Origin of the sequence: Methanobacterium alcaliphilum (genome assembly GCF_023227715.1) — an archaeon.
Taxonomy (GTDB): domain Archaea; phylum Methanobacteriota; class Methanobacteria; order Methanobacteriales; family Methanobacteriaceae; genus Methanobacterium_E; species Methanobacterium_E alcaliphilum.
On sequence record NZ_JALKIF010000006.1, the window covers coordinates 120425 to 140569 of the forward strand.

A 20145-nucleotide genomic window follows, 5' to 3' on the forward strand; every position below is an offset into this window, starting at 1 on the left:
TTTTATTATGTTTTTTTCAACATATAAACTAATTGATTGGTGCAAAAACACATTGAAGGATATTACTTATTTAATGGTGAGGGTGGTGTTTGTAGGACACTTAAAAATAGTAAATAATTACCTAAAAAACTTCAACTATTGAATTAGATTTAACAACACGCCCTCAATTTTATCCAAAGGGGCATCAGTTTTAATCGCTGTTGGACTGTAATGGGTCCTGGAAACATTAAATCCTTCATTTTCTAACAGTTCAATGGTTTTAATTAGAGAAGGTGCACTAATTTTAAGTTTTTTACAAATAACATGAATATCAAAGAATGTTGCAGGCATTTCAGATTCTTCCAAGCATTGGCCTAAAAGTTTTAAAGCTTTTTTTTCTTGATTAATCTCTTTAAATTCAGCTTGTTTAACCATACCTTTGATGAAATCCTTGTTTTGAATGCTGCCCAACCATAGAGGGCCACCGATAACTAATTTTTCACCACAGCAAGGGCATTTCTCAGCTATATGTGGTGCCGTTCCATTAATGGTTTTTCTGAAAAGACATTTCTTGCAATGCGCAATAAAACCAATATTTTTAAGTGATTCGTCTGTTTCTTTTGCACCTTTACCAATGTTAAAGTACAACCTCATGTAATGCTCGCTGCTGTGTGAAAATTGAACAGTAATCATTTTTTTATACTTAGCAAATGTCCGGGCAACAAACGCAGTAAGAATACGTATCCCATTTTCATGACAGTATTCTGTTTTTAGGGGCATGGAATTATATTTCCTGATGCATGGTTCTTTATATGTTCCACAAAGTGCTGATGTGTCTGTGGCAGTTATGCACAACATACTATTAGATTTAAGTGAATTAGCAGCTGATTCAATGAAAAATGAAGGTGTTCCAAATGGATCTATATCCACTACATCGAATTTTCCCCGGTTTTTCCTGAGAACTAGATTAGCATCATCTTGTGAAACTTCCAGATCATTGATTTCATTCAATTCTGCATTTTCTTGAGTGTACTTGATAGCCAGGGGACTTATATCATTAACCACAATTCTAGAAGTTCCTTCAATTTCTTTAGAGTATCTAATGCCTCTGATCCCACTGCCTCCAAAAGCATCACAGATATTTATGTCCTCTCCAATTACATCCTGGAATTCTTGCAGGGCTAGAATAGACAGATCTCTATTTAGTTCCATAGCAGGATTATAAAATACAGGGGCTTTAGCAGAAACCTTTTCAAATTCAGGAACTTTAATCTGGGTCAAACCTTCCTTAATTAGTTTTATATTCATTTACACCACTTATTATAAAAAATTATATTAATAATATCAAATAATTACTATACTTCTATCAATAGTATTTTATGGATATTAGTATCATGGGGAGTTAATTATGTCTAACATACCATTTTTAGATAGTGCACATCATGGTAAAAATAGCTGGTGGAGATATTTAATAACTATTATTTTAACACTTGCGGTGGCTCCAGTAGTTGCTGGAGCCATAATCGGATTTTTACTAGCATTGGTTATAATGTTTTTCAGCCAAAATATGGATGTTTCGATATTATTATATCAATTATCTAGTACAGATGCATTAATGAATTCACCGCTGCTTTTTTTGGTTCTTGTGGCCATTGCTTATGCGCTGGCATTTTTTTTCCTTTATCTTGCATTGAGAGTTTTACATAAAAGAGAATTTATTTCTATTATAAATATCTACAAAAAGGTTCGATGGAATAAAATAATAAAGGGAGCTGGGCTCTGGTTTTTTTTAATGGTAATCGCAGATCTGATATCTTATTTGATTGCTCCTGGCGATTTTATAATAAATTTCAATCCTCAAAATTTTGTTTTATTGGCAATTATTGCTCTTATAGCATTCCCCATCCAAGCGTCTCTTGAAGAATTAGTTTTCAGGGGTTATATTATGCAGGGCATAGGTTTATTATTTAAAAAACCTTTCTCGGTGGTTATTGTAAGTGCTATTTGTTTTGCAGTATTGCACTGGTTTAATGGATCTAATTTAACTATGAGTGCGTCCATAACAGGCGGTGCATTTATTATAGGGATTATGTTAGGAATTATTACCTTAGCAGATAATGGAATAGAACTGGCAGTGGGTATCCATATCATAAACAACCTTTACGTTAGTGTAATTCATAGTGCCCCTGAATCTGGTCTGGGTAGTTTACCTTCTCTGATTGTGAGTCCAATGGACCCATATACTTCTCCTTTTTCTTTAATCATTCTATCTGCGGTGGTAATTTTTGTATTATTTAGACACCGTAAAGATGATTTAAGAAGAGTTTTTTATTGATCAGTTATTCATTTCTTATTTTTGCATGGAAAAATCATAAAACTGAAAGATATATAATGTTCCTGAAAAAAATTACCTACAGAGTTGGTAAGGGGTTAAAATGAATCAAAAAATTAAAATAATCGCAATTTTCTTTTTAGGTCTTTTCATTAGTTTTAATATGATTGAAATGTCCCACGCAGTTAAAATTGATATAATTAATTCAAATACTGGTGGGGATGTTACAAAAAATAAATTAATCAAAAAATATATTCCAAAAACAAATATAACTAACCAAGTTGTGGAAGCTGCTAAAAAAGGAACTCCTATGGTAACTTTTGGAAATGGTAAAGGTCCAAGAGTTTTAATTGTGGCAGGAGTTCATGGAAATGAACTTCCATCTCAGATTGCTGCCGTTAAACTGATTAATTATCTGCAGGGGAAAAAAATTCGTGGAACGGTTTATATCATTCCCTTTGCTATTCCATCAAATACAGCTAAAACAAAAAGGTACTGGAAAGGAAGAAGTCCCAATGCCATTGCCCAGTATTCTGGGACTCCTACTAACAAGATAGTGAAACTAGCTAAAAAATTAAAGATCGATGCTATGGGGGACTTCCACTGCACTCGCCCAATAGGTTACCCGGGTAAGAGTGCAATTCTTTATACCAAATATCCAGAATATCAAAGCTATAAAATGGCTAAGTATATGAGTAAAAAATCTAAATCTGCACTTAAAGGATATAAGAAGGCAGGATTTTATTTCAAAGGTGCTTTAGAAGATGTTTGCAATCTCAATGGTGTTCCATCAGTCACAGCTGAGGCTCTATCGTGGCACGGAACTGTAAAAAAAGGTAGTGTGACAAAATCATTTTCTCAGATGAATGCACTCTTGAAATATAAAAAAGTTATTTAATGGTTTAAACAGCATATTTTTCCCAAATAACTCTATTTTTTTATATTCGCCGCTTAAAAATACTTTAAAAACAATTTAAATCAATATGGATATATGGTTAAAATAACCCAATATTAAATTAATATACTATAATCAACTAAGTATTTTATCGAAAAAGTTTCACATTATTGCTTATTTATATGTAAATAATTTTTAAACCAGGTGTAGAAATGATACCTATTGCTAATCCAATCATCGAAGACGAAGAGATCCAGGAAGTTGTAGAAGTCTTAAAATCAGGATTTATTGCCCAGGGACCAAAAGTTGCTGAATTTGAAGAAAAATTTGCAGAATATGTGGGAACAAAATATGCTGTGGCCACCAGTTCTGGAACAACAGCTTTACATATTGCACTTTTAGCTGCAGGGGTAGGTGAAGGGGACGAGGTTATTACCACTCCATTTAGCTTCGCAGCCACTGGAAATGCAGCTCTTTATGTTAATGCCAAACCTGTTTTTGTGGATATTGATCCTGATACTTACAATTTAGATCCTTCTCTAATTGAAGCCGCTATTACTCCTAAAACCAGGGCTATAATGCCTGTTCATCTTTATGGCCAAGCGGCAGATATGGGGTCTATTATGGAAATCGCAAGAAAACATGATCTTACTGTAATTGAAGATGCTGCTCAAGCGCATGGGGCAATGTATAAGGATAAAAAAGCCGGATCTCTGGGAGATATGGCCTGTTTTAGTTTTTATCCAACAAAAAATATGACCACCAGTGAGGGTGGAATTATAACTACTAATAATAAAGAATTCGCTGACAACTGCCGGATAATACGGGCCCACGGAGAAAAAGAAAGATACAAACATGTTGTTTTGGGGTATAATTTTAGAATGACTGATATTGCTGCGGCTATTGGTATAGCCCAGCTAAAAAAATTGGATAAATTCAATAAAAAACGGATTGAGAATGCAGAATACTTGACTGAACACATAAAGGAAATTGAAGGAATAAAACCGCCTTATGTAAGTCCGGATGTCCAGCACGTTTTCCACCAATACACTATCCGTGTGGAGAATGGTTCGCGTGACCAGTGGATCGCATTTTTAAATGAAAATGGTGTGGGAACCGGTATACATTATCCTATCCCCATCTACAAACAGGAACTATATCAATCACTGGGATACAGTGATGAATGTGTGGAATCTGAAAAAGCAGCTAATGAAGTAATTTCCCTACCTGTACATCCCAGATTAAATGTTGATGACTTGGAGAAGATAGTTCAAACTCTGGAAGATGCTAGCCGGAACTTTTTATAATTCATTCAACAATGAATTAACTATTTTTATTTATTTAAAATATCAATGCTATTTTTATGCTGGGAATTAGATTAATAGTTTATATTAATCTATGTTTTATAAAATAAAACGATAATAGTTAATTTTTAAAATTAAAAATAGGTAAATCCTTTTTTCAAGTACAATATTCTAATTAAATAATTCAATATCGCACATTACTTAAATCTTGTTTTTCACCGAAGAAACTTTATCCTGCAGTGTCCTATCTGCATCTCTTCTGTCATCTATCTTGATGCTGGTAGAGACTCTATCTGCACCTTTAGCAAAAACCGCCTCATGGGCGACTTGAATGGCTGCAAATAGCTCTGGTGGATTGTTAGCTTCTATTTGGGTCCCCATTCCAGATAATTGGTATTGGATGCCTATTTTATCCAGGGCAGAAACTGCTGCCGCAACATATTCACTTAAACTGGTACTGTCAGTTCCAATGGGGATTATGGTCAGTTCTGCAGTTATCATAATATTTTTATATGTACTGCAAATTATATAATTTTTATGAAAACCCTCCAGAAATGTGAATTCAACTCAAAAATTCAACAAAGGGTTGAAAAAATTATAAATGACTATAAATTAATCCAAGAAGATGATTTAATAGCAGTGGCATTATCTGGTGGAAAAGACAGTGTTTTGACTTTACATTTGCTTAAAAAATTCCAGGAAAAAATGGATTTTGACATGCTGGCTATTGCGGTCGATGAAGGGATTAAAGGATATCGTGGCCATGGAATGGATGCTGCAGAGAAAAATGCAAAGATATTAGGGGTGGAATTAATATCTAAGTCTTTTGAAAGTGAAATGGGGTTCACGTTAGATGATACATATTCTCTCTTTAAAAGTGCCTGTATTCCCTGTGGTGTTTTTAGAAGGCATATTCTAAATAAAACTGCTTATGAAATTGGAGCATCCAAAATAGCCACGGGCCACAATTTAGATGATGAAATACAGTCTTTTTTAATGAGTTTTGCCCGCGCTGATGTGATTAAATTTTCTAAATTCGGCCCTAGACTGGAAACTATTCACCCTAAACTCATACCTCGAATTAAGCCGCTATGGAATACCCCGGAAAAAGAAGTGGGTATCTGGGCGGTTATGAATGATATAGATGTTCATCTTGATGAGTGTCCTTATTCCAAGTTATCTCTCAGAGCTAAGACTAAAGATTTTCTAAATAGGGCTGAATCAAAAAGACCAGGTACAAAAAAAGCAATAATGGATTCGTTTATTAAATCACTGGATATTGAAAAATCAGCTGTTAAATTAAATGAATGTGAAAAATGTGGAGAACCGTGTTCGTCTCAAATATGCAAGGCCTGTGAGATGAAAGAGATTATTAAGAATAATATTTATTAAAATTATTTTTCATTGGATTTAGCATAATATATTTACTATAATCTATCTTTTTTTAGGAATCTTATCTGCAGTTGTGAATCCAGATCCTCCGTATTTTTCTTCCTGTAGTTCACGGACCATATCCGATGCTTCTTGAAAATTGGAGGCTTCTTTAAATATCCTGCGACTTTTAACCTTTATGCTCTTACCACAGACGCATTTTCTCGTTTCCACTCCTTCTTTGGCATACATAGCCCTACCACAGTCGCACCGGAAAATTAGATACATTTTAATCCTCTTTTATTATTTTGTTAGTTATCTTCTAAATACTGGAATATCGTTTTTATCTAATTCCAGCCCATTAATTTTCCAAAGAGCGGGAGGATTACTTGAGGTATGGTGATAAATGTTCCTATACTGCAGCCGATATTGGCTCCCAGCACCACCATCAATACTCTAAACAAGTTATTACCCCATAAATCTCTGAAACTTTCACACTTAGTAAAATCAGATAAGTCTTTGTAACCCACGTGTCTTAATTTAGCTTCAACCAGCCCTGCAAACCATCCTGCTGCTAAAAGTGGATGTATGGCAGTTATGGGGGCCACTAAAAAAGCTACTATTGCTGAAGGGATTTTAGAACCAAATAATAAGGATCCTATGAATGCTAATCCTCCTGTCAACAGAATGTATTCTAGTAACCCTCCCTGTATACTGATCCCATTAAGAAATGCTAAAAAAAAAATTCCAATGAATAGTGCGGGAATTAAAAGCATCAATACTTTTCCCAGACTCACTCTGGATTTTTCAAGGTTTAGTAACTCGTGTAGAGGTGGAATTTCTTCGGGGTGCTCCAGATAATGATTCATTCCCTGCTGGTGACCTGCCCCAACAACAGCAATTATGTGGTCTTCCTCAATATCTAAAAGTCGATGGGTCATGAAAGCATCTCTTTCTTTTACTAAAACTTCATAAGCAGCAGGAGACATTTCTTGAAAGTATTCCATTACTTCTTGTAATGTATCTCCTTCTTTCAGACTTTCCACGTCTTTTAATTCTTCTTCAGTACTGAAAAATGAAGTAATAATCCCGGAAACAAACTTTATTTTTTCCCACAAACTCATGGCTTTAATGGCTCTTTGAAGAGTTAAATTAATATCTCGATCAATTAAAGCAATTCGAGCATTAACTTCTTCGGCGGCTTCGACTGCGGCTAACATTTCGGACCCGGGTTTGACTCCTAAATCATCCCCTATTTTACGCTGCATATATGTTAAAAAACCACTTATCAAAAATAATCCGATATTATTGCCTTTAATAACGTCTTTGATTGAAAAGTTATCTTTTTCATCTATCCCTAACTTCTCTCTCATGAGCCTTTGATACCTTCCAGCATCTAATTCTACAGCAACTACTTCTGGTTTATCCTCAATTATTGTATTTTTAACTTCTTCCACGCTCTTTTGAGAAACATGGGCCGTACCGATAATTTTAAGGCATTCTTTTTTCATTAAATTTCACTTACTAATGTTTTTGAATAAATATTCTGTATGGTGTAATTGAAACAGAATTAATATAGAATAACAAGCTATAATCTGTTATTAATTAATAAAGATATGCTTTTTGTAATAGAAAATATTTATAAAATAATATTAAAAACCACAATTCAACTTATTTAAAATAATGCGTGTTTTTTATAATTATAGTTTATCAATCTTTTTTTATCAAAAAAAGGAACATTTTTAGAAATATTTGTTTTTAAACAGAAATCCACATCATCTTTAAACCCAATTTCCATTAATCTTCGCCCTGAACGAGAATTTAAAACCGTATTTTTTATCTTTGAATTATTTTCACAGGCCATTAATGCCGCTTGCGCATATTCATCCAGATCTTCATCTTTTAAATAGGATATTATTTTTCCAGCACCTAAAAAGTCTTCTATAGCAAATCTGCCCTCAACACCAGCCATGACTATTTCAATATGATTCATTGCAAGTTTTCCAGCAGCTTGAGCTACTGCCTGGGCATTGGTGAAACACCCAACCAGTATTTTTGAGTTCATATTGTCCATTATCCTTGTCCCATTACTGGTGGTAAGCACCAGTGTTTTTCCCTGAAAGTTTTGGATTTCAATAGGGGAATTTCCAGCATCAAATCCTTCTAAAGTAGTACCTCTTCGTTCACCTGCAATCACGGCCTCATTATCTTTAGCTATTTGAACTGCGTCATCTTTATTTAATACAGGAATCACCTGCTCAAAATGATTAAGGGCTATGGTGATGGTGGTGCTGGCTCTTAAAACATCCACCATTATGGAAACGTCATTGGAATATGATTTTTCTAAACTCAGGCTAACTTTCATGGAAAACACCTTCTAGAAGTATATGTATTTTATCGTCAATTAAATCGGGAAATTGCATAAGTTATTTTATAAGTTCAATAATAAATTTTAAGCGATTATATATATTAATTAATTACATCAGGTTAACCTATGAAAATTGTCACCACGCCTATGTGCGAAGAAATTCTAAAGATGGCCGGAATAACAGATTACATTGTTAATAAATATCCTGATGAAGAAAATGCAGATTTAGCATTTGTTCTATCTGAAACTGACACTAAAATGAAATCAGTAAAACTGAAACTCAACACATTCTCCCAGATACAAAAAAGTATTATAACTGTTTTTGAAAATGTAAAACGATATTCCGAATCAAATACAGAATTCAAGGCATCTGAAACTCAGATTAAATCTTTTAATGAAATTATTCAATCTGATATTGGTTATAGGTGGTTTGATTCTCCTGAAAAAGAACAACTCCGAAATGAAAATCGAAAAATAAAAGTCAAAGTTTATTCAAATTTTCTTAAAGATATCTTAAATGACATGGGATATACTATTGTAAATAAAAAACCAGACTTTATAGTATATCCAGATTATCTGGAAAATAATGTGGGGGATAATCTATTAAATGGTGTAAAGTCCATAAAAATACCTTCGCATGGGGATGTTCCTTTAAATCCTCTTGAAAGAGCTATAATTAGGTATAATTTGTTGGAGAAAGGATTATGTATGAGACCTTAACTTATGCTGGTGGAGTTCACAAGCATGAAGAAATAACCGAACTGATAGAGGATCTGGGGGGCTTTTTACTCCAGGAAAATATGCTGCAAATGGATCTTGTTTTAACTTTAGCAGTTCCTATTGAAGATGTGGATAAGGTTAAAGAAAAAGCTAAAGAACTTAAAGGCACAATTAAAGTAGCTCCTATGGCTGGAACTGAAATAGCAATTGTTTCACCAACATTAGCCCGTCACCATTTACCTCATTCTGCTTGCGATATATCGGAATACCTTCGCCGATTCGGTGCCAAGGATAATATGATTGGATTGGCACGTGGGGCGGGCAAAGGAATTTCACGCATATCTGAAGATGAAAAAAGACTACTGGAAGAACATGATGTGGTGGTATTTGCTTTAGGCAGTTTCCAGCAGTGTATTAAAGATAAAGTACATCTCTTTCAGGACTTGGATGTACCGGTTATAGTCACTGGAGCACCAGATATGGATGTTAAAGATTTACCTGGAGCAGATGCCTATGTGGGGGGTCTAGGTAGGATACCTCGTCGATTGAAAAGGGGAGATGATATAAGGGCTCTTCGAAGATTAGTTAAAACAGTAGAACAAGTCCTTGATGAGCGAAGACGAGATATGTCTCAGGATCCTCCTATTGTTCCATCTATTATGGTAAAAACTGAAATAGAAAACCAAGTCCCTGCCCTTGAAGAAGTGTATTCTCCTACCCCCGTAACCAGTCAATTAGATGGATTAAGGGTTAAATTAAATTATGATCAATATAAGGATAAAATTAGCCAGGTAAAAATATATAAATATACTTTAGGGGATATTTCAGAAATAAGCAAGTCTAAAATGTACGATTATATCTTGGTGAAACTTTTACCAGAAAGCTCAATTATTTAACATAGGCCCATTAAGAAGCACCTATACTAATTTGATTTAAACTTTTATAATACAAGGAAGTTCAATTATATGGAAAAGATGAGGATAATACAGCTTTCTTTTTTTGTCTCTTTTTTCTCTATTGGTTATTTAATTTTAAATTATTTTGTATTATACAACTTAACCAATTTATGGGGAGGAATAAACAGCAATATTCTTTATTTAACAGTAGGGGTAGCGTCATTTTCCTTTCCGGTGTCCATGGTGATTGAGCAGAGATCGTCCAATGTATTTACCCAAGCACTATATCTTTTATCCACAACCTGGATGGGCATATCACTTTACATTTTATGGGCGTTAATTATTGTATTTGTGATGAGGCTGTTTATTAATATCCCTCTAAAAGAAGCAGGAATTATGGTTTTGGTTGCAGTTTCTATTTTAAGCGTTTACTCGGTGTTTAATGCTTATCATATCCACGAAAAATCAGTTCAAATACCACTTGCAAATTTAAAGACTCATTTAAAATTAGTTCAATTATCGGATGTACATATAGGTTCTATTAGGAATTCAGGATTTATTAAACGGATTGTTGGCAGAATAAAGGATATTAATCCTGATGCTGTTTTAATCACAGGGGACATGGCTGATGGGAGCGCTCCTATAACTGAACATACTTTTCTACCACTAAAAGAATTGGAAATGCCAATTTTTTTTGTTTCAGGCAACCATGATACTTATGCTGGTTTAGAAAATGTTTCAAATGCTTTACAATCTGCAGGGGTACATATTCTGGATAATGATTTTGTAGAATTTAGGGGTGTTCAACTGGTGGGAATATGTTACTGTATGCAAAGAAACATGTTAGGTCCACTCTTAAAGCAAATAAACTTTGATAAGAAAAAACCTAGTATTTTGATGCATCATTTGCCATCTGAATGGGACAAAGCCCGAGAAGAGGGTATTAATCTACAATTATCTGGCCATACTCATAATGGACAATTTTATCCTTTTAATCTACTTGTTAAAATCATGTTCCCTTATCTTGGGGGCTTGTATAAAAAAGATGATGATTATATTTATGTTTCCTCTGGAACTGGAACATGGGGGCCGCCTATGAGATTGGGATCTCACAATGAGATTACTATAATTAATTTAGTTAGAGATGAGTCTTAATTTAAGAATATCGGGGTTGTAAAGTTTAGGGGGGGGGGATTTTTCGCAAAAATTTTCGAAAATTTTATTTTTTTCTATTCTATGAGTCATAATTCAAAATTAAAGCCATTAAATATAAGTATTAAGTGATATTAGGTATATTAACATGATTAGTGAAATTACACCTACTAGCAATTGTTGTATTGATTCCATAAAACTTAAAAACCAGTAATCATAGATTAAATAAATTATTAAATAATTTTACTAGAATAGCTCTTGTTTTGCAGCGATTCACTAAACAAAAAATTGTCTAGATTATAAAGACTCACTAACTTCATGTAAAACACTAAAATACCACGAACATCCAATACTGTTGAAAATTACTACAGACAAACAGAACCAGAATAAATAAAAAAAGAAATACAAAACAATAAAATGAATACTCACCTATCTACACTACAAAATGAAAAAATGGACACAAAAACACAGAAAAAAATAACAACACCATAAACTTTACAAACCCAGAATATCAAATTTTTTAAATAATTATGTCATAAAGATAAAATCTATTTAACTCAGATTTCTTTTAATTTTTAAATATACATCATTTGAAAGTTTTTTTAATAAAATAATCATTATAAGATTTATATTTTAATTTTAAATTGTTTAAATTCCATTTTAATTCTCATTTTTTAGGTGAACCAAAAATATTTTATATAGTTATGAATATATATTCAAAACATGGCAAGGCCGAGAAATTTTCGAAGAATTTTCAGAGAACCTGAGATCAAATGCTTCAAACCACACTCAGATTCTAATAATGATTTTGAATTAATAAAAATTACTTTAGATGAATTTGAAGCATTAAGACTCAATGATTATCAAAACATCAAACAAAAAAAAGCTGCTGAAATAATGGGTATTTCCCAACCTACATTTCATAGAATAATCATTTCAGCGCGATTTAAAGTTTCAAAGGCTTTGGTAGAAGGTAAGATAATTACTATAAAAGGAGGAGATTACATCACAGATAAAAAAAGATATAAATGTAATGATTGTGGATTTGAATGGTTTAGTCCTAACAAGGAATATGAAAAATGCCCTGATTGTGATTCTTTGAACATAATTTTAGTTTCAGAGGAAGAAGGAACAGAAAATATAACTGTGCCTGGATCTGGAAGAAGAAGAGGTTATGGTGGAAGAGTGAGGGGTGCAGGTGCTCCTAGAGTATGTAAATGTACTCAATGTGGTTATGAAGTTCCTAAAACTCCTGGAATTCCTTGTAGGAATGAAAAATGCCCTCAATGTGGTGGAATTCTATGTGGTGCTGACTAAATATGTTATTTCGTGATGGCAGCACAAACTGAAAAAATTCAAGGTGATTTTTACGCAAATTTGTATACCTACTATGGAAAAAAATGGATTAACTTCAAATATTTCACTACATTTTGGGAAAACTCCCTATTTTGCTTTATTAAATGAAGAAAATGGACAAATAAAAGATATTCAATTCATTGAAAGTAGAGGAAAACATGGGGGTGGTTCACTCACACCCGCAGAGATAATATTAAATTCTGACGCAGATATTTTAATTTGCGGAAATTTAGGTTTAAAAGCCGTTAATATGCTCCAACAACACAATATTCAAGTATTTTCAGGAGCAAACGGTAATGTTCAGGAAATATTTGAACAATGGAAAAATGGTAATTTATCTTTAGCGGGCAGCGATTCCTGCACTGAAAAACAGGAATGTCATTAAAAACAAGATTCAAGCCCTCCAAAAGATTTAGTTTGGAATTATGTTAATAAAACGTCATAAATCAATTAAGGATAATATGAAGCAAGAAAATTCTGTAAATAATCAAAAATTGGCTGTTATGGAACAAGACATTAAAATAGCTAGATCAATGAGTTTAGTAACGTATAAAATAGCTGTAATGAGTGGTAAAGGGGGTGTAGGTAAATCTACAGTAACTGTCAACCTGGCTGAATCATTTGTTAAGAAAGGATACAAAACAGGAATTCTAGACGCTGATTTGCACGGTCCTAATGTTCCTAAAATGTTGGGAATTCATAAAACTGAATTAATGGTAGATGAAAATGGGATGGTGCCTGTCGAAACTGCTAATGGGATAAAAGTTATGTCAACGGAATTTTTACTACCTCACGAAAATTCACCTATAATTTGGAGAGGTCCTAAAAAAACAGGGGCCATACGTCAGTTTCTCTCAGATGTCAACTGGGAAAATTTGGATGTTTTATTAATTGATAATCCACCGGGAACTGGTGATGAACCATTAACTATTCTTCAATCTATTCCCTCCCTTGATGGAATGGTTATTGTAACCACTCCTCAATCAGTATCTCTGGAAGATGTTGAAAAATGCATAAACATGGCTAAAAAATTGAATATACGGATTTTTGGAGTTATAGAAAATATGTCTGGATTTATATGTCCTCACTGTAATGAGGAGATATTTATATTTGGTCGAGGCGGAGGGGAAGAAATTTCAAAGAAATTTGATATACCATTTTTAGGATTCTTGCCATTAGATATAAATACTTACCAAGCATCAGAAGAGGGTCTTTCTATAATTGACAAAGACCCTGGGTCTGAAATTTCAAAAAGAATACTGGATATGGTAACAAAAGTAGAAGAGAATTTAAAAAATAAAAGGGGATGATATAAATGAAAATTGCAGTAGCATCCAGAGGAGAGAGTATAGATTCTCCTGCAAGTCCAATATTTGGAAGATGTGCCTATTTTATAATTGCAGATATTGAAAATGGTAAGATTACAAATGTAGAATCATTAATAAATTCTGCAGTAGCCGAATCCGGCGGTGCAGGTATCAAAGCAGCGCAAACGGTGGCTAATAAAAACATAAAAGTTTTAATTTCAGGATCTGTTGGACCTAATGCATATGATTTACTTAAACAGGTCGGTACAAAAATTTATCAAATTAAAGAGGGGAGTGTTCAGGAAAATATCAACTTTTTAATGGATGATAAATTAGAAGAATTGCCCGTCACAGCCATAGCTGGAGGACATGCGGGTAGAGGTAGGGGAAGAAGTTAATTTTCGTTTTAATAAATTAAAGCGATATAAGGAGTTTTATAATGAAGATAGCTATTACTGGTGGTAAAGGAGGCACGGGCAAATCAACTATAGCCACATCCCTTTCAATTGAATTGGCAAAAAAATTCAAAGTTGTATTGGTTGATGTGGATGTAGAATGTCCTGATGATCACATAATCCTTTCCATTAAACGTAATAAAGTTAAAGATGTTGAAACATTACTTCCTTTATTTGATCTCAGATATTGTAAAAAGTGCGGTAAATGTTCACAATTATGTAAAGAAAATGCTATTTTCTTTGTTAAAGGAAAATATCCTATTTTAATTTCTCAACAATGTAACGGATGTGGTGCATGCCTCTTTATTTGTCCTGAAAATACAATAAAAAAGGACAAGCAAATAGTGGGAAGTATCAGTCAGGGTAGCATTGAATTTGACGCAGATAATTTTTTCAAATCTGATTTTTTCAATAAAAATTCTTCTGAATCTTTTAAAAAAGAATTAGCCCGAAATATTCAAGAAAATTTCCTTTTGATATCTGGGGAAGTGGAAGTTGGTTGTGAAGCCACAGCAGCAGTGGTTAATGCCACACGTAAATATTGTGAACAATCAGATCAGTATGATTTTTTGATTATTGATACTCCTGCGGGAACTCATTGTAATGTTATTTCTGGGTTAATGGGTATTGACATGGCTATTGCAGTTTCAGAACCCACTCCATTAGGTGCTCATGATCTGGAATTAATAATAAAGCTCCTAAAAAAGATTAATGAACAAGAATGCGAAGATTTGGACAATTGTCCTGATGGAAAATTAATATCTCAAACAAAAATTATTATAAATCGATCGGATATTGGCAATCAAGATTTAATTCAAAAAATCAGTGATAATCATGATATAGATATTATAGAAAAAATACCCTATGACAAATCATTTTTAAAAAAATATTTTGCAGGCATGCCTATCTCAAATCAAAAAATTATGAATGTAGCCAATTTTGTGAGGTCTTTTAATGGGTAACTTAAAAACCATAGTAATCTTATCGGGTAAGGGTGGTGTTGGAAAAAGCACATTAACTGCTTCATTATCAGCAATGCTTAGTAAAAATCGTAAAATCATGGTAGCAGACTGTGATGTCGATGCACCTAATTTAGCTATGGTTTTGGGATTGGAAGATCAACAATTTAATGACTGGAGCTATATTAAAACAAGTGAAAAGGCACATATGGTTAAAGAAACATGTAAAGGAAGAAAAAAATGTGTAAAGGCTTGCAATTTTTCTGCAGTTAAATGGGATAGTAAAAAATCTCTACCAAAATTCAATGAGTTATTATGTACTGGGTGTGGGGCTTGTATTGTGGTCTGTCCAGATAATGTAATTGAGTTAAAAGAAATTGAAAATGGAAAGATAGGTTCTGCTCTAACTCCTTATGGATTTCCCATTGTAACTGGTCAATTAAATATTGGGGAATCTGGATCAGGAAAAGTAGTGGATTCTGTAAAAGATAAGGCCCAAAAACTTTCAGAAACCACCCCATCAGATCTTTTAATTATAGATGCTGCAGCGGGGTTAGGTTGTCCTGTAATTGCTTCAGTTAAAGGTACTGATTTTGTTTTAATAGTTACCGAACCTACGCCTGTAGCATTTTCAGATCTTAAAAGAGCTTTAGGGGTTGTTAAATATTTTAATATTGATCATGGCTTGGTAATTAATCGATGGGACATAAATGAAGATTTCACTAGAAAAATAGAAAAATTTGCTAGATCAAATGATATTCCTTTACTGGGAAAAATCCAGTATGATAAACGGTTTGTGGATGCATTGGTGAATTTAAAACCAGCAGTAATCTATGAAGACGAATTTAAAAAGATATTCTCAAATATTATAGATAAACTTGATGATTCAACGGATATTTTAGATTTAAAAAACCAAAATTGAATCTTTCTTAAGAAATAAATTATATGCAATGTGAGAGTTATGGATAATAATTCTGTTAATTCATTAAAAAAAGGTGAAAAAGCAGCAAAGTACTCTGCTTATACTAATCTGATTTTGGCAGTGATTAAAGGAATTGTAGGGATATTGGCTGGGAGTGTTGCTTTAGTAGCAGATTCTATTCATTCATTCTCTGATATTTTTTCATCACTGGCGGTTTATGTGGGGTTAAAAATTTCCCAGAAAAAACCAGATCAAAAATTCCCTTATGGTTATTATAAAGTGGAAACTTTGGTTTCTTTAATAATATCTGTCCTGATAGTCATTACTGGTTTTGAAATTGCTTTTGAATCATTTAATGATTTTTTAAATCCATCAACTATAGAATTTCCCATAGTCAGTCTTTTAACAGCTATTTTATCAGTTGTAGTTTCTTATTATCTGGCAAAATATAAAGAAAAGATTGGTAAAGAAATAGGATCTCAAGCACTCCTCAATGATGGAAAACATTCTATGGTGGATGTGTTTTCATCTTTAATAGTATTTTTAGGAATTTTTGCTTCATATATTGGATATGTTAGTATACAAGGTATTTCTGGACTGATGGTATCCTTTTTAATTATATATATTGGCGCAAAATTAGGTAAAAATGATATTTTGGTTTTGTTAGATGCGGCTATTGATCCAGAAAAAGTGGAACTAATTAAAAAAACTGCTTTAAGTATTGAGGGTGTTGTAGGGTTACATGATATTAAAATAAGAAGATCAGGACCATATATTTTTGTAGAAATCCATTTAGAACTTAAAAGAGGAGAATCAGTAAAAAAAGCCCGTGATATAACTATTCAAGTGGAAAAAAACATAAAAAATCAAATACATGAATTAGATCATATAATAATCCAAAGTGAACCCGTTCAAAAGAATTATCAAATGATTGCTGTACCCTTAATAGATGACCAAGGACTTTCTTCAAAAATAACTCCTCATTTTGGTAAAGCTAAGTTTTTTATAATTGCCAAAGTCAAAGGAGGTACAATTGAAAGTTTCATGATAAAAAAAAATCCAGCAATAAGTTCTGAAACAAAAAAAGGAATTAAAGCTGCTGAACTTTTAAAAGAGGAAAATGTTGATGTGTTGGTGATAGAACATCTTTCTGAAGGCCCTAAATATGTTTTATCTGATTATTTGTTAGGTACCTCAAATGTAAATGGTGATAATTTGGAAGAAATAATCCTTAATGCATTTAACTCATTTGAAAATTAATTTTAGATATTGGATTTAAAATTGGAAATTAATCACATTTTCTATTTTTAAGTAAATATGTAACTGCTTGAATATGTTGTGATTGTGATTGAACTTCTTTTAATAGGGACTTAAAGAGGTCATCACTCATTGCAACAGGTATGGTTCTAAAAATGAAAGATTCCATCATAAAATTAAGTGCCCGGAATTCTGCAGTAGTCTGTAATGGTTTAATTGCATTGTTATTTTTCATAAATACGGGGTTCTGTTCAAAAGGAATATCCTGTATTTCATTTCCTAATGGAGTTCCAGGTATGGGTTCAGCAATACTTATAAAATAATCGTCTAAGATTAATTCATCTGCTAAATCAAGAGTTGCTTCATAATCATCTTCTTCTTCCCCAGGATAACCCACAATAAATGAACCTGCGACTTTTACTCCATGATTGTGCGCATCATCCACAGCACTTCGTACGTCTTCTAGAGATATGCTTTTTTTCATTTTATTCAATATCTTTTCACTGCCCGATTCAATACCATAATACACCCATCCATTGGTATATTGGTTTATAGCATCTAATATATCGGGACTTATCATATCGATGCGTATGTCTGGAACAGTAAGATTTTTAGGTCCTGTTAGTTTGCTTAATTCTTTTAAAAGGGTTATAAATGAATTTTCATCAATGTTTTTAAATTTTTTACTACCATAAAGTGAACCGGTACCTCCGCTTATGGCAATTCTTTTTGCGCCTTGTTGGAGGAATGCATTCACTTCTGTGATAATGTCATCTAAGGGTCTGCTGATTACATCTCTACCGAAGAAATAGGGGACCTGGCAGAATCCACAGTTCCCTGGACACCCTCGGTGTGTTTCAATATAAACATTAGCACCTCTAATATTTTCATGTTTTATATTTTTTGGAATTAAGGGGAGTGGTCGAATTAGGGTAGTTGGTGATTTATCTTTGTTTTTAATAAAGAAATTTTCAGTTAAATCCGTATTCCTAAATGCTAAAAAAGGAGTATTGTGCGTATTTTTACTATCAAAAAAATTATTTAGGCCATTTTTTTCAATTAATTTCATCAGTGTCTGCAAGTTACGCTCAGCTTCCCCAATAAATACTAAATCTACATTTAAACATTTAAAAACAAGTTTCGGGTCATTACTTACTGGACCCCCTACTATTTTAAAAGCATTTATCTGATTAATTTTTGCTTGGTATTTGATGAGGTGAATAGTTGAATGTAAACTTAAAAAAACAATATCTGCATTTAATGGTGATTCAAAGCCTTTTTGGAGATTAACATCATATCCTAAATCCTTTAAAATGCCGGCAATGACCATAGATCCATAATTATAAAATTCAGGAGTTAAAACAGTTATTTTAAAAGCTTTTTTGTTCATTTTATCACTTTTAGGTCAAAGGTTTGAAGTTGAATCTATCGTACGTTTGTTACTCACTGGTTTTCCTGACTCCAAAAAAGTTAATAGCCTCAATTAATTCATAGAATGCTTCCATTTCTTTTTCTATCACATCATATTCTGTTAGTGTGTTACTCATTTCACCATCAACAGATAATTTATTCGGTCCCCTAGCGACTATACGATCCACTCCATCACTAGTTAATAGTTCTGTGGCTTGTTTGTCATGAACAAAAGCACGACCTGGTATTAAAACGGTTTCTTTTAATTGGGAAAGATCTGCTTTTTCTAGATCTTTATAAGTTATGAGACAACCTATGTCTTTTTCAACAGCATATACATTTACCAAATCCTCAGCATCTAAATTTTTAATTATTTTTTTTATAAAAGGTGCTGCTATTTTACTGGTTAAAATTGTAGCCTCTGAAGTAATTTGGGGGAGTATGGTTAAATATTCTTTATTCTTATTTAGTGAAAGTGCAAAAGGAGCATTATTTTCAGGATCATAAAGAGGTGTACCTGTTATTCTTAAATCAAATTCTTTATTAATTTCTTTGACTAAATCTCCAAACTCGGATATAGTGTGCGGTTCTATCCCTTTAATTATTGGCTCGTTCCCCAGTATAAGTCCTTGATTTTCATAGTTAGCAAAACGCATTAATATTAATGCTTTTGCCCCCCAATTTTCTAATTGGGTGCATGTTTCATATAGTTTGTCCCCATCATTTACGCCGGGTATGATTACAGAGGCAGCATGTACTTCAATGTTTTCTGCAAAAATTTGCAATGCTTTTAATGATTCTTGGGGAGTGGGATCACTCATCCACTTTTTCCTTAGAATTGCATCTGTAGAAAAGACAGTAAAAGTTATTTCTTCTACGCCGTGTGAAATTAAGTCTGACGCTATTTTGGCATCATCTATTCCTTTTCCACTAGTGTAACCCATGTGTATGGGAATTCCCAATTGATTTATTTGTGATGTGAGTTCTAGTAAGTGAGGGTAACAGCTCACGTCCCCTCCACCACTAATATTGATTTTTAAGTCATTATCCTGAAAGTTACCCATCATTAAACTGTTTTGAACATTACCTAATACAAAAAATGGAGGCATAAATTCATTTTTAGTTTCAGATACACTTACAGTACAGGTTTCACATCCTATTTTTCCTGGAGAGCAATTTTTACAGCCTAAAGCAGTAGTCTCCTTTACTTTTCTAAAGTAACAATATTTACAATATCCTCTGCAGTCTTTTCCAGGAATGCCGCCTACATCTGCTATAATTTGCATGAGTTAATTTGGTTGTTATAGAAATAAATAATTTTGGATTCTTTTAATATTTTTTAATTCACTTATGAATAATACTCTAAAGCTTATTCCAGTTAAAAAAAGTATGAACTGTAATTATTATGTGGCTGTAAAGTTGTTGGGGGTTGGGACTTTGCGAAAAATTTTTTGAAAAAAAA

Annotated in this window: 21 protein-coding genes; 14 read left to right on the forward strand and 7 right to left on the reverse strand. The window is 33.0% G+C overall.

Annotated elements, in window-relative coordinates; all coding sequences use genetic code 11:
• Positions 1 to 135 precede the first annotated feature (135 nt).
• On the reverse strand, positions 136 to 1287 hold the full coding sequence (locus MXE27_RS06115) for a tRNA (guanine(10)-N(2))-dimethyltransferase (protein ID WP_248611518.1): 1152 nt from the start codon (positions 1285 to 1287) through the stop codon (positions 136 to 138).
• Positions 1288 to 1387: 100 nt separating this feature from the next.
• On the opposite strand from MXE27_RS06115, the gene MXE27_RS06120 reads away from it, so the two are divergent.
• The 3 genes from MXE27_RS06120 (at position 1388) to MXE27_RS06130 (ending at position 4513) form a co-directional block, all read left to right on the forward strand.
• Positions 1388 to 2314 (forward strand): CPBP family intramembrane glutamic endopeptidase, encoded by a 927-nt coding sequence (locus tag MXE27_RS06120; RefSeq protein ID WP_248611519.1) that lies wholly within the window; start codon positions 1388 to 1390, stop codon positions 2312 to 2314.
• Between the two features lie 100 nt (positions 2315 to 2414).
• Positions 2415 to 3209 (forward strand): M14 family metallopeptidase, encoded by a 795-nt coding sequence (locus MXE27_RS06125; RefSeq protein ID WP_248611520.1) that lies wholly within the window; start codon positions 2415 to 2417, stop codon positions 3207 to 3209.
• A 209-nt stretch (positions 3210 to 3418) separates the two neighbouring features.
• Positions 3419 to 4513 carry a DegT/DnrJ/EryC1/StrS family aminotransferase gene (locus tag MXE27_RS06130; RefSeq protein WP_248611521.1) on the forward strand — a complete coding sequence of 365 codons (1095 nt, stop codon included), beginning with the start codon at positions 3419 to 3421 and terminating at the stop codon, positions 4511 to 4513.
• A gap of 198 nt (positions 4514 to 4711) precedes the next feature.
• Here the strand turns inward: MXE27_RS06130 and MXE27_RS06135 are convergent, their stop codons facing one another.
• Positions 4712 to 5011: an MTH1187 family thiamine-binding protein gene (locus MXE27_RS06135; protein WP_248611522.1), complete on the reverse strand. Its 300-nt coding sequence runs from the start codon at positions 5009 to 5011 to the stop codon at positions 4712 to 4714.
• 36 nt (positions 5012 to 5047) lie between these two features.
• Between MXE27_RS06135 and MXE27_RS06140 the strand changes: the two genes are divergently transcribed.
• Positions 5048 to 5902 carry a TIGR00269 family protein gene (locus MXE27_RS06140; protein WP_248611523.1) on the forward strand — a complete coding sequence of 285 codons (855 nt, stop codon included), beginning with the start codon at positions 5048 to 5050 and terminating at the stop codon, positions 5900 to 5902.
• A gap of 42 nt (positions 5903 to 5944) precedes the next feature.
• Here MXE27_RS06140 and MXE27_RS06145 read toward each other — a convergent pair whose 3' ends face one another.
• The 3 genes from MXE27_RS06145 to comB form a co-directional block, all read right to left on the reverse strand.
• Positions 5945 to 6169 carry a DUF1922 domain-containing protein gene (locus tag MXE27_RS06145; RefSeq protein WP_248611524.1) on the reverse strand — a complete coding sequence of 75 codons (225 nt, stop codon included), beginning with the start codon at positions 6167 to 6169 and terminating at the stop codon, positions 5945 to 5947.
• A gap of 59 nt (positions 6170 to 6228) precedes the next feature.
• Positions 6229 to 7392 carry a TraB/GumN family protein gene (locus tag MXE27_RS06150; protein WP_248611525.1) on the reverse strand — a complete coding sequence of 388 codons (1164 nt, stop codon included), beginning with the start codon at positions 7390 to 7392 and terminating at the stop codon, positions 6229 to 6231.
• A 164-nt stretch (positions 7393 to 7556) separates the two neighbouring features.
• On the reverse strand, positions 7557 to 8246 hold the full coding sequence (gene comB, locus MXE27_RS06155; RefSeq protein ID WP_248611526.1) for a 2-phosphosulfolactate phosphatase: 690 nt from the start codon (positions 8244 to 8246) through the stop codon (positions 7557 to 7559).
• Positions 8247 to 8375: 129 nt separating this feature from the next.
• Here comB and MXE27_RS06160 point away from each other — a divergent pair, with 129 nt between their 5' ends.
• From MXE27_RS06160 to MXE27_RS06205, 10 genes are all read left to right on the forward strand, one after another.
• The gene (locus MXE27_RS06160; protein ID WP_248611527.1) at positions 8376 to 8969 is read left to right on the forward strand and encodes a hypothetical protein; all 594 of its coding nucleotides are present in this window, start codon (positions 8376 to 8378) and stop codon (positions 8967 to 8969) included.
• On the forward strand, positions 8954 to 9865 hold the full coding sequence (locus MXE27_RS06165; protein ID WP_248611528.1) for a methanogenesis marker 7 protein: 912 nt from the start codon (positions 8954 to 8956) through the stop codon (positions 9863 to 9865). Before MXE27_RS06160 ends, MXE27_RS06165 begins: the two co-directional genes overlap by 16 nt.
• Positions 9866 to 10108: 243 nt before the next feature.
• Positions 10109 to 11020: a metallophosphoesterase gene (locus tag MXE27_RS06170; protein WP_248611529.1), complete on the forward strand. Its 912-nt coding sequence runs from the start codon at positions 10109 to 10111 to the stop codon at positions 11018 to 11020.
• A gap of 720 nt (positions 11021 to 11740) precedes the next feature.
• A complete protein-coding gene (locus MXE27_RS06175; protein ID WP_248611530.1) occupies positions 11741 to 12334 on the forward strand; it encodes a DUF134 domain-containing protein in 594 nt (197 codons plus the stop codon).
• 73 nt (positions 12335 to 12407) lie between these two features.
• Positions 12408 to 12758 (forward strand): NifB/NifX family molybdenum-iron cluster-binding protein, encoded by a 351-nt coding sequence (locus tag MXE27_RS06180; RefSeq protein WP_248611531.1) that lies wholly within the window; start codon positions 12408 to 12410, stop codon positions 12756 to 12758.
• Positions 12759 to 12834: 76 nt separating this feature from the next.
• The gene (locus MXE27_RS06185; protein WP_248611532.1) at positions 12835 to 13683 is read left to right on the forward strand and encodes an Mrp/NBP35 family ATP-binding protein; all 849 of its coding nucleotides are present in this window, start codon (positions 12835 to 12837) and stop codon (positions 13681 to 13683) included.
• 5 nt (positions 13684 to 13688) lie between these two features.
• The gene (locus tag MXE27_RS06190; protein WP_248611533.1) at positions 13689 to 14078 is read left to right on the forward strand and encodes a NifB/NifX family molybdenum-iron cluster-binding protein; all 390 of its coding nucleotides are present in this window, start codon (positions 13689 to 13691) and stop codon (positions 14076 to 14078) included.
• A gap of 41 nt (positions 14079 to 14119) precedes the next feature.
• On the forward strand, positions 14120 to 15097 hold the full coding sequence (locus MXE27_RS06195) for a nucleotide-binding protein (protein WP_248611534.1): 978 nt from the start codon (positions 14120 to 14122) through the stop codon (positions 15095 to 15097).
• Complete coding sequence (locus MXE27_RS06200; protein WP_248611535.1) at positions 15090 to 16016, forward strand: ATP-binding protein; 927 nt, start codon at positions 15090 to 15092, stop codon at positions 16014 to 16016. Before MXE27_RS06195 ends, MXE27_RS06200 begins: the two co-directional genes overlap by 8 nt.
• Before the next feature lie 39 nt (positions 16017 to 16055).
• Entirely contained in the window at positions 16056 to 17276 is a 1221-nt protein-coding gene (locus tag MXE27_RS06205; RefSeq protein ID WP_248611536.1) for a cation diffusion facilitator family transporter, read from the forward strand.
• 28 nt (positions 17277 to 17304) lie between these two features.
• Here MXE27_RS06205 and MXE27_RS06210 read toward each other — a convergent pair whose 3' ends face one another.
• Both MXE27_RS06210 and mmp10 read right to left on the reverse strand, forming a co-directional pair.
• On the reverse strand, positions 17305 to 18663 hold the full coding sequence (locus tag MXE27_RS06210; protein ID WP_248611537.1) for a methyl-coenzyme M reductase glutamine C-methyltransferase: 1359 nt from the start codon (positions 18661 to 18663) through the stop codon (positions 17305 to 17307).
• Positions 18664 to 18712: 49 nt separating this feature from the next.
• Complete coding sequence (gene mmp10, locus MXE27_RS06215) at positions 18713 to 19969, reverse strand: methyl coenzyme M reductase-arginine methyltransferase Mmp10 (protein ID WP_248611538.1); 1257 nt, start codon at positions 19967 to 19969, stop codon at positions 18713 to 18715.
• Positions 19970 to 20145 lie beyond the last annotated feature (176 nt).

Excerpts from the sequence above, each read along its gene's own strand:
- MXE27_RS06115 (WP_248611518.1), bottom strand. The coding sequence starts at position 1,287 with ATGAATATAAAACTAATTAAGGAAGGTTTGACCCAGATTAAAGTTCCT.
- MXE27_RS06120 (WP_248611519.1), top strand. The coding sequence starts at position 1,388 with ATGTCTAACATACCATTTTTAGATAGTGCACATCATGGTAAAAATAGC.
- MXE27_RS06125 (WP_248611520.1), top strand. The coding sequence starts at position 2,415 with ATGAATCAAAAAATTAAAATAATCGCAATTTTCTTTTTAGGTCTTTTC.
- MXE27_RS06130 (WP_248611521.1), top strand. The coding sequence starts at position 3,419 with ATGATACCTATTGCTAATCCAATCATCGAAGACGAAGAGATCCAGGAA.
- MXE27_RS06135 (WP_248611522.1), bottom strand. The coding sequence starts at position 5,011 with ATGATAACTGCAGAACTGACCATAATCCCCATTGGAACTGACAGTACC.
- MXE27_RS06140 (WP_248611523.1), top strand. The coding sequence starts at position 5,048 with ATGAAAACCCTCCAGAAATGTGAATTCAACTCAAAAATTCAACAAAGG.
- MXE27_RS06145 (WP_248611524.1), bottom strand. The coding sequence starts at position 6,169 with ATGTATCTAATTTTCCGGTGCGACTGTGGTAGGGCTATGTATGCCAAA.
- MXE27_RS06150 (WP_248611525.1), bottom strand. The coding sequence starts at position 7,392 with ATGAAAAAAGAATGCCTTAAAATTATCGGTACGGCCCATGTTTCTCAA.
- comB (WP_248611526.1), bottom strand. The coding sequence starts at position 8,246 with ATGAAAGTTAGCCTGAGTTTAGAAAAATCATATTCCAATGACGTTTCC.
- MXE27_RS06160 (WP_248611527.1), top strand. The coding sequence starts at position 8,376 with ATGAAAATTGTCACCACGCCTATGTGCGAAGAAATTCTAAAGATGGCC.
- MXE27_RS06165 (WP_248611528.1), top strand. The coding sequence starts at position 8,954 with ATGTATGAGACCTTAACTTATGCTGGTGGAGTTCACAAGCATGAAGAA.
- MXE27_RS06175 (WP_248611530.1), top strand. The coding sequence starts at position 11,741 with ATGGCAAGGCCGAGAAATTTTCGAAGAATTTTCAGAGAACCTGAGATC.
- MXE27_RS06180 (WP_248611531.1), top strand. The coding sequence starts at position 12,408 with ATGGAAAAAAATGGATTAACTTCAAATATTTCACTACATTTTGGGAAA.
- MXE27_RS06185 (WP_248611532.1), top strand. The coding sequence starts at position 12,835 with ATGAAGCAAGAAAATTCTGTAAATAATCAAAAATTGGCTGTTATGGAA.
- MXE27_RS06190 (WP_248611533.1), top strand. The coding sequence starts at position 13,689 with ATGAAAATTGCAGTAGCATCCAGAGGAGAGAGTATAGATTCTCCTGCA.
- MXE27_RS06195 (WP_248611534.1), top strand. The coding sequence starts at position 14,120 with ATGAAGATAGCTATTACTGGTGGTAAAGGAGGCACGGGCAAATCAACT.
- MXE27_RS06200 (WP_248611535.1), top strand. The coding sequence starts at position 15,090 with ATGGGTAACTTAAAAACCATAGTAATCTTATCGGGTAAGGGTGGTGTT.
- MXE27_RS06205 (WP_248611536.1), top strand. The coding sequence starts at position 16,056 with ATGGATAATAATTCTGTTAATTCATTAAAAAAAGGTGAAAAAGCAGCA.
- MXE27_RS06210 (WP_248611537.1), bottom strand. The coding sequence starts at position 18,663 with ATGAACAAAAAAGCTTTTAAAATAACTGTTTTAACTCCTGAATTTTAT.
- mmp10 (WP_248611538.1), bottom strand. The coding sequence starts at position 19,969 with ATGCAAATTATAGCAGATGTAGGCGGCATTCCTGGAAAAGACTGCAGA.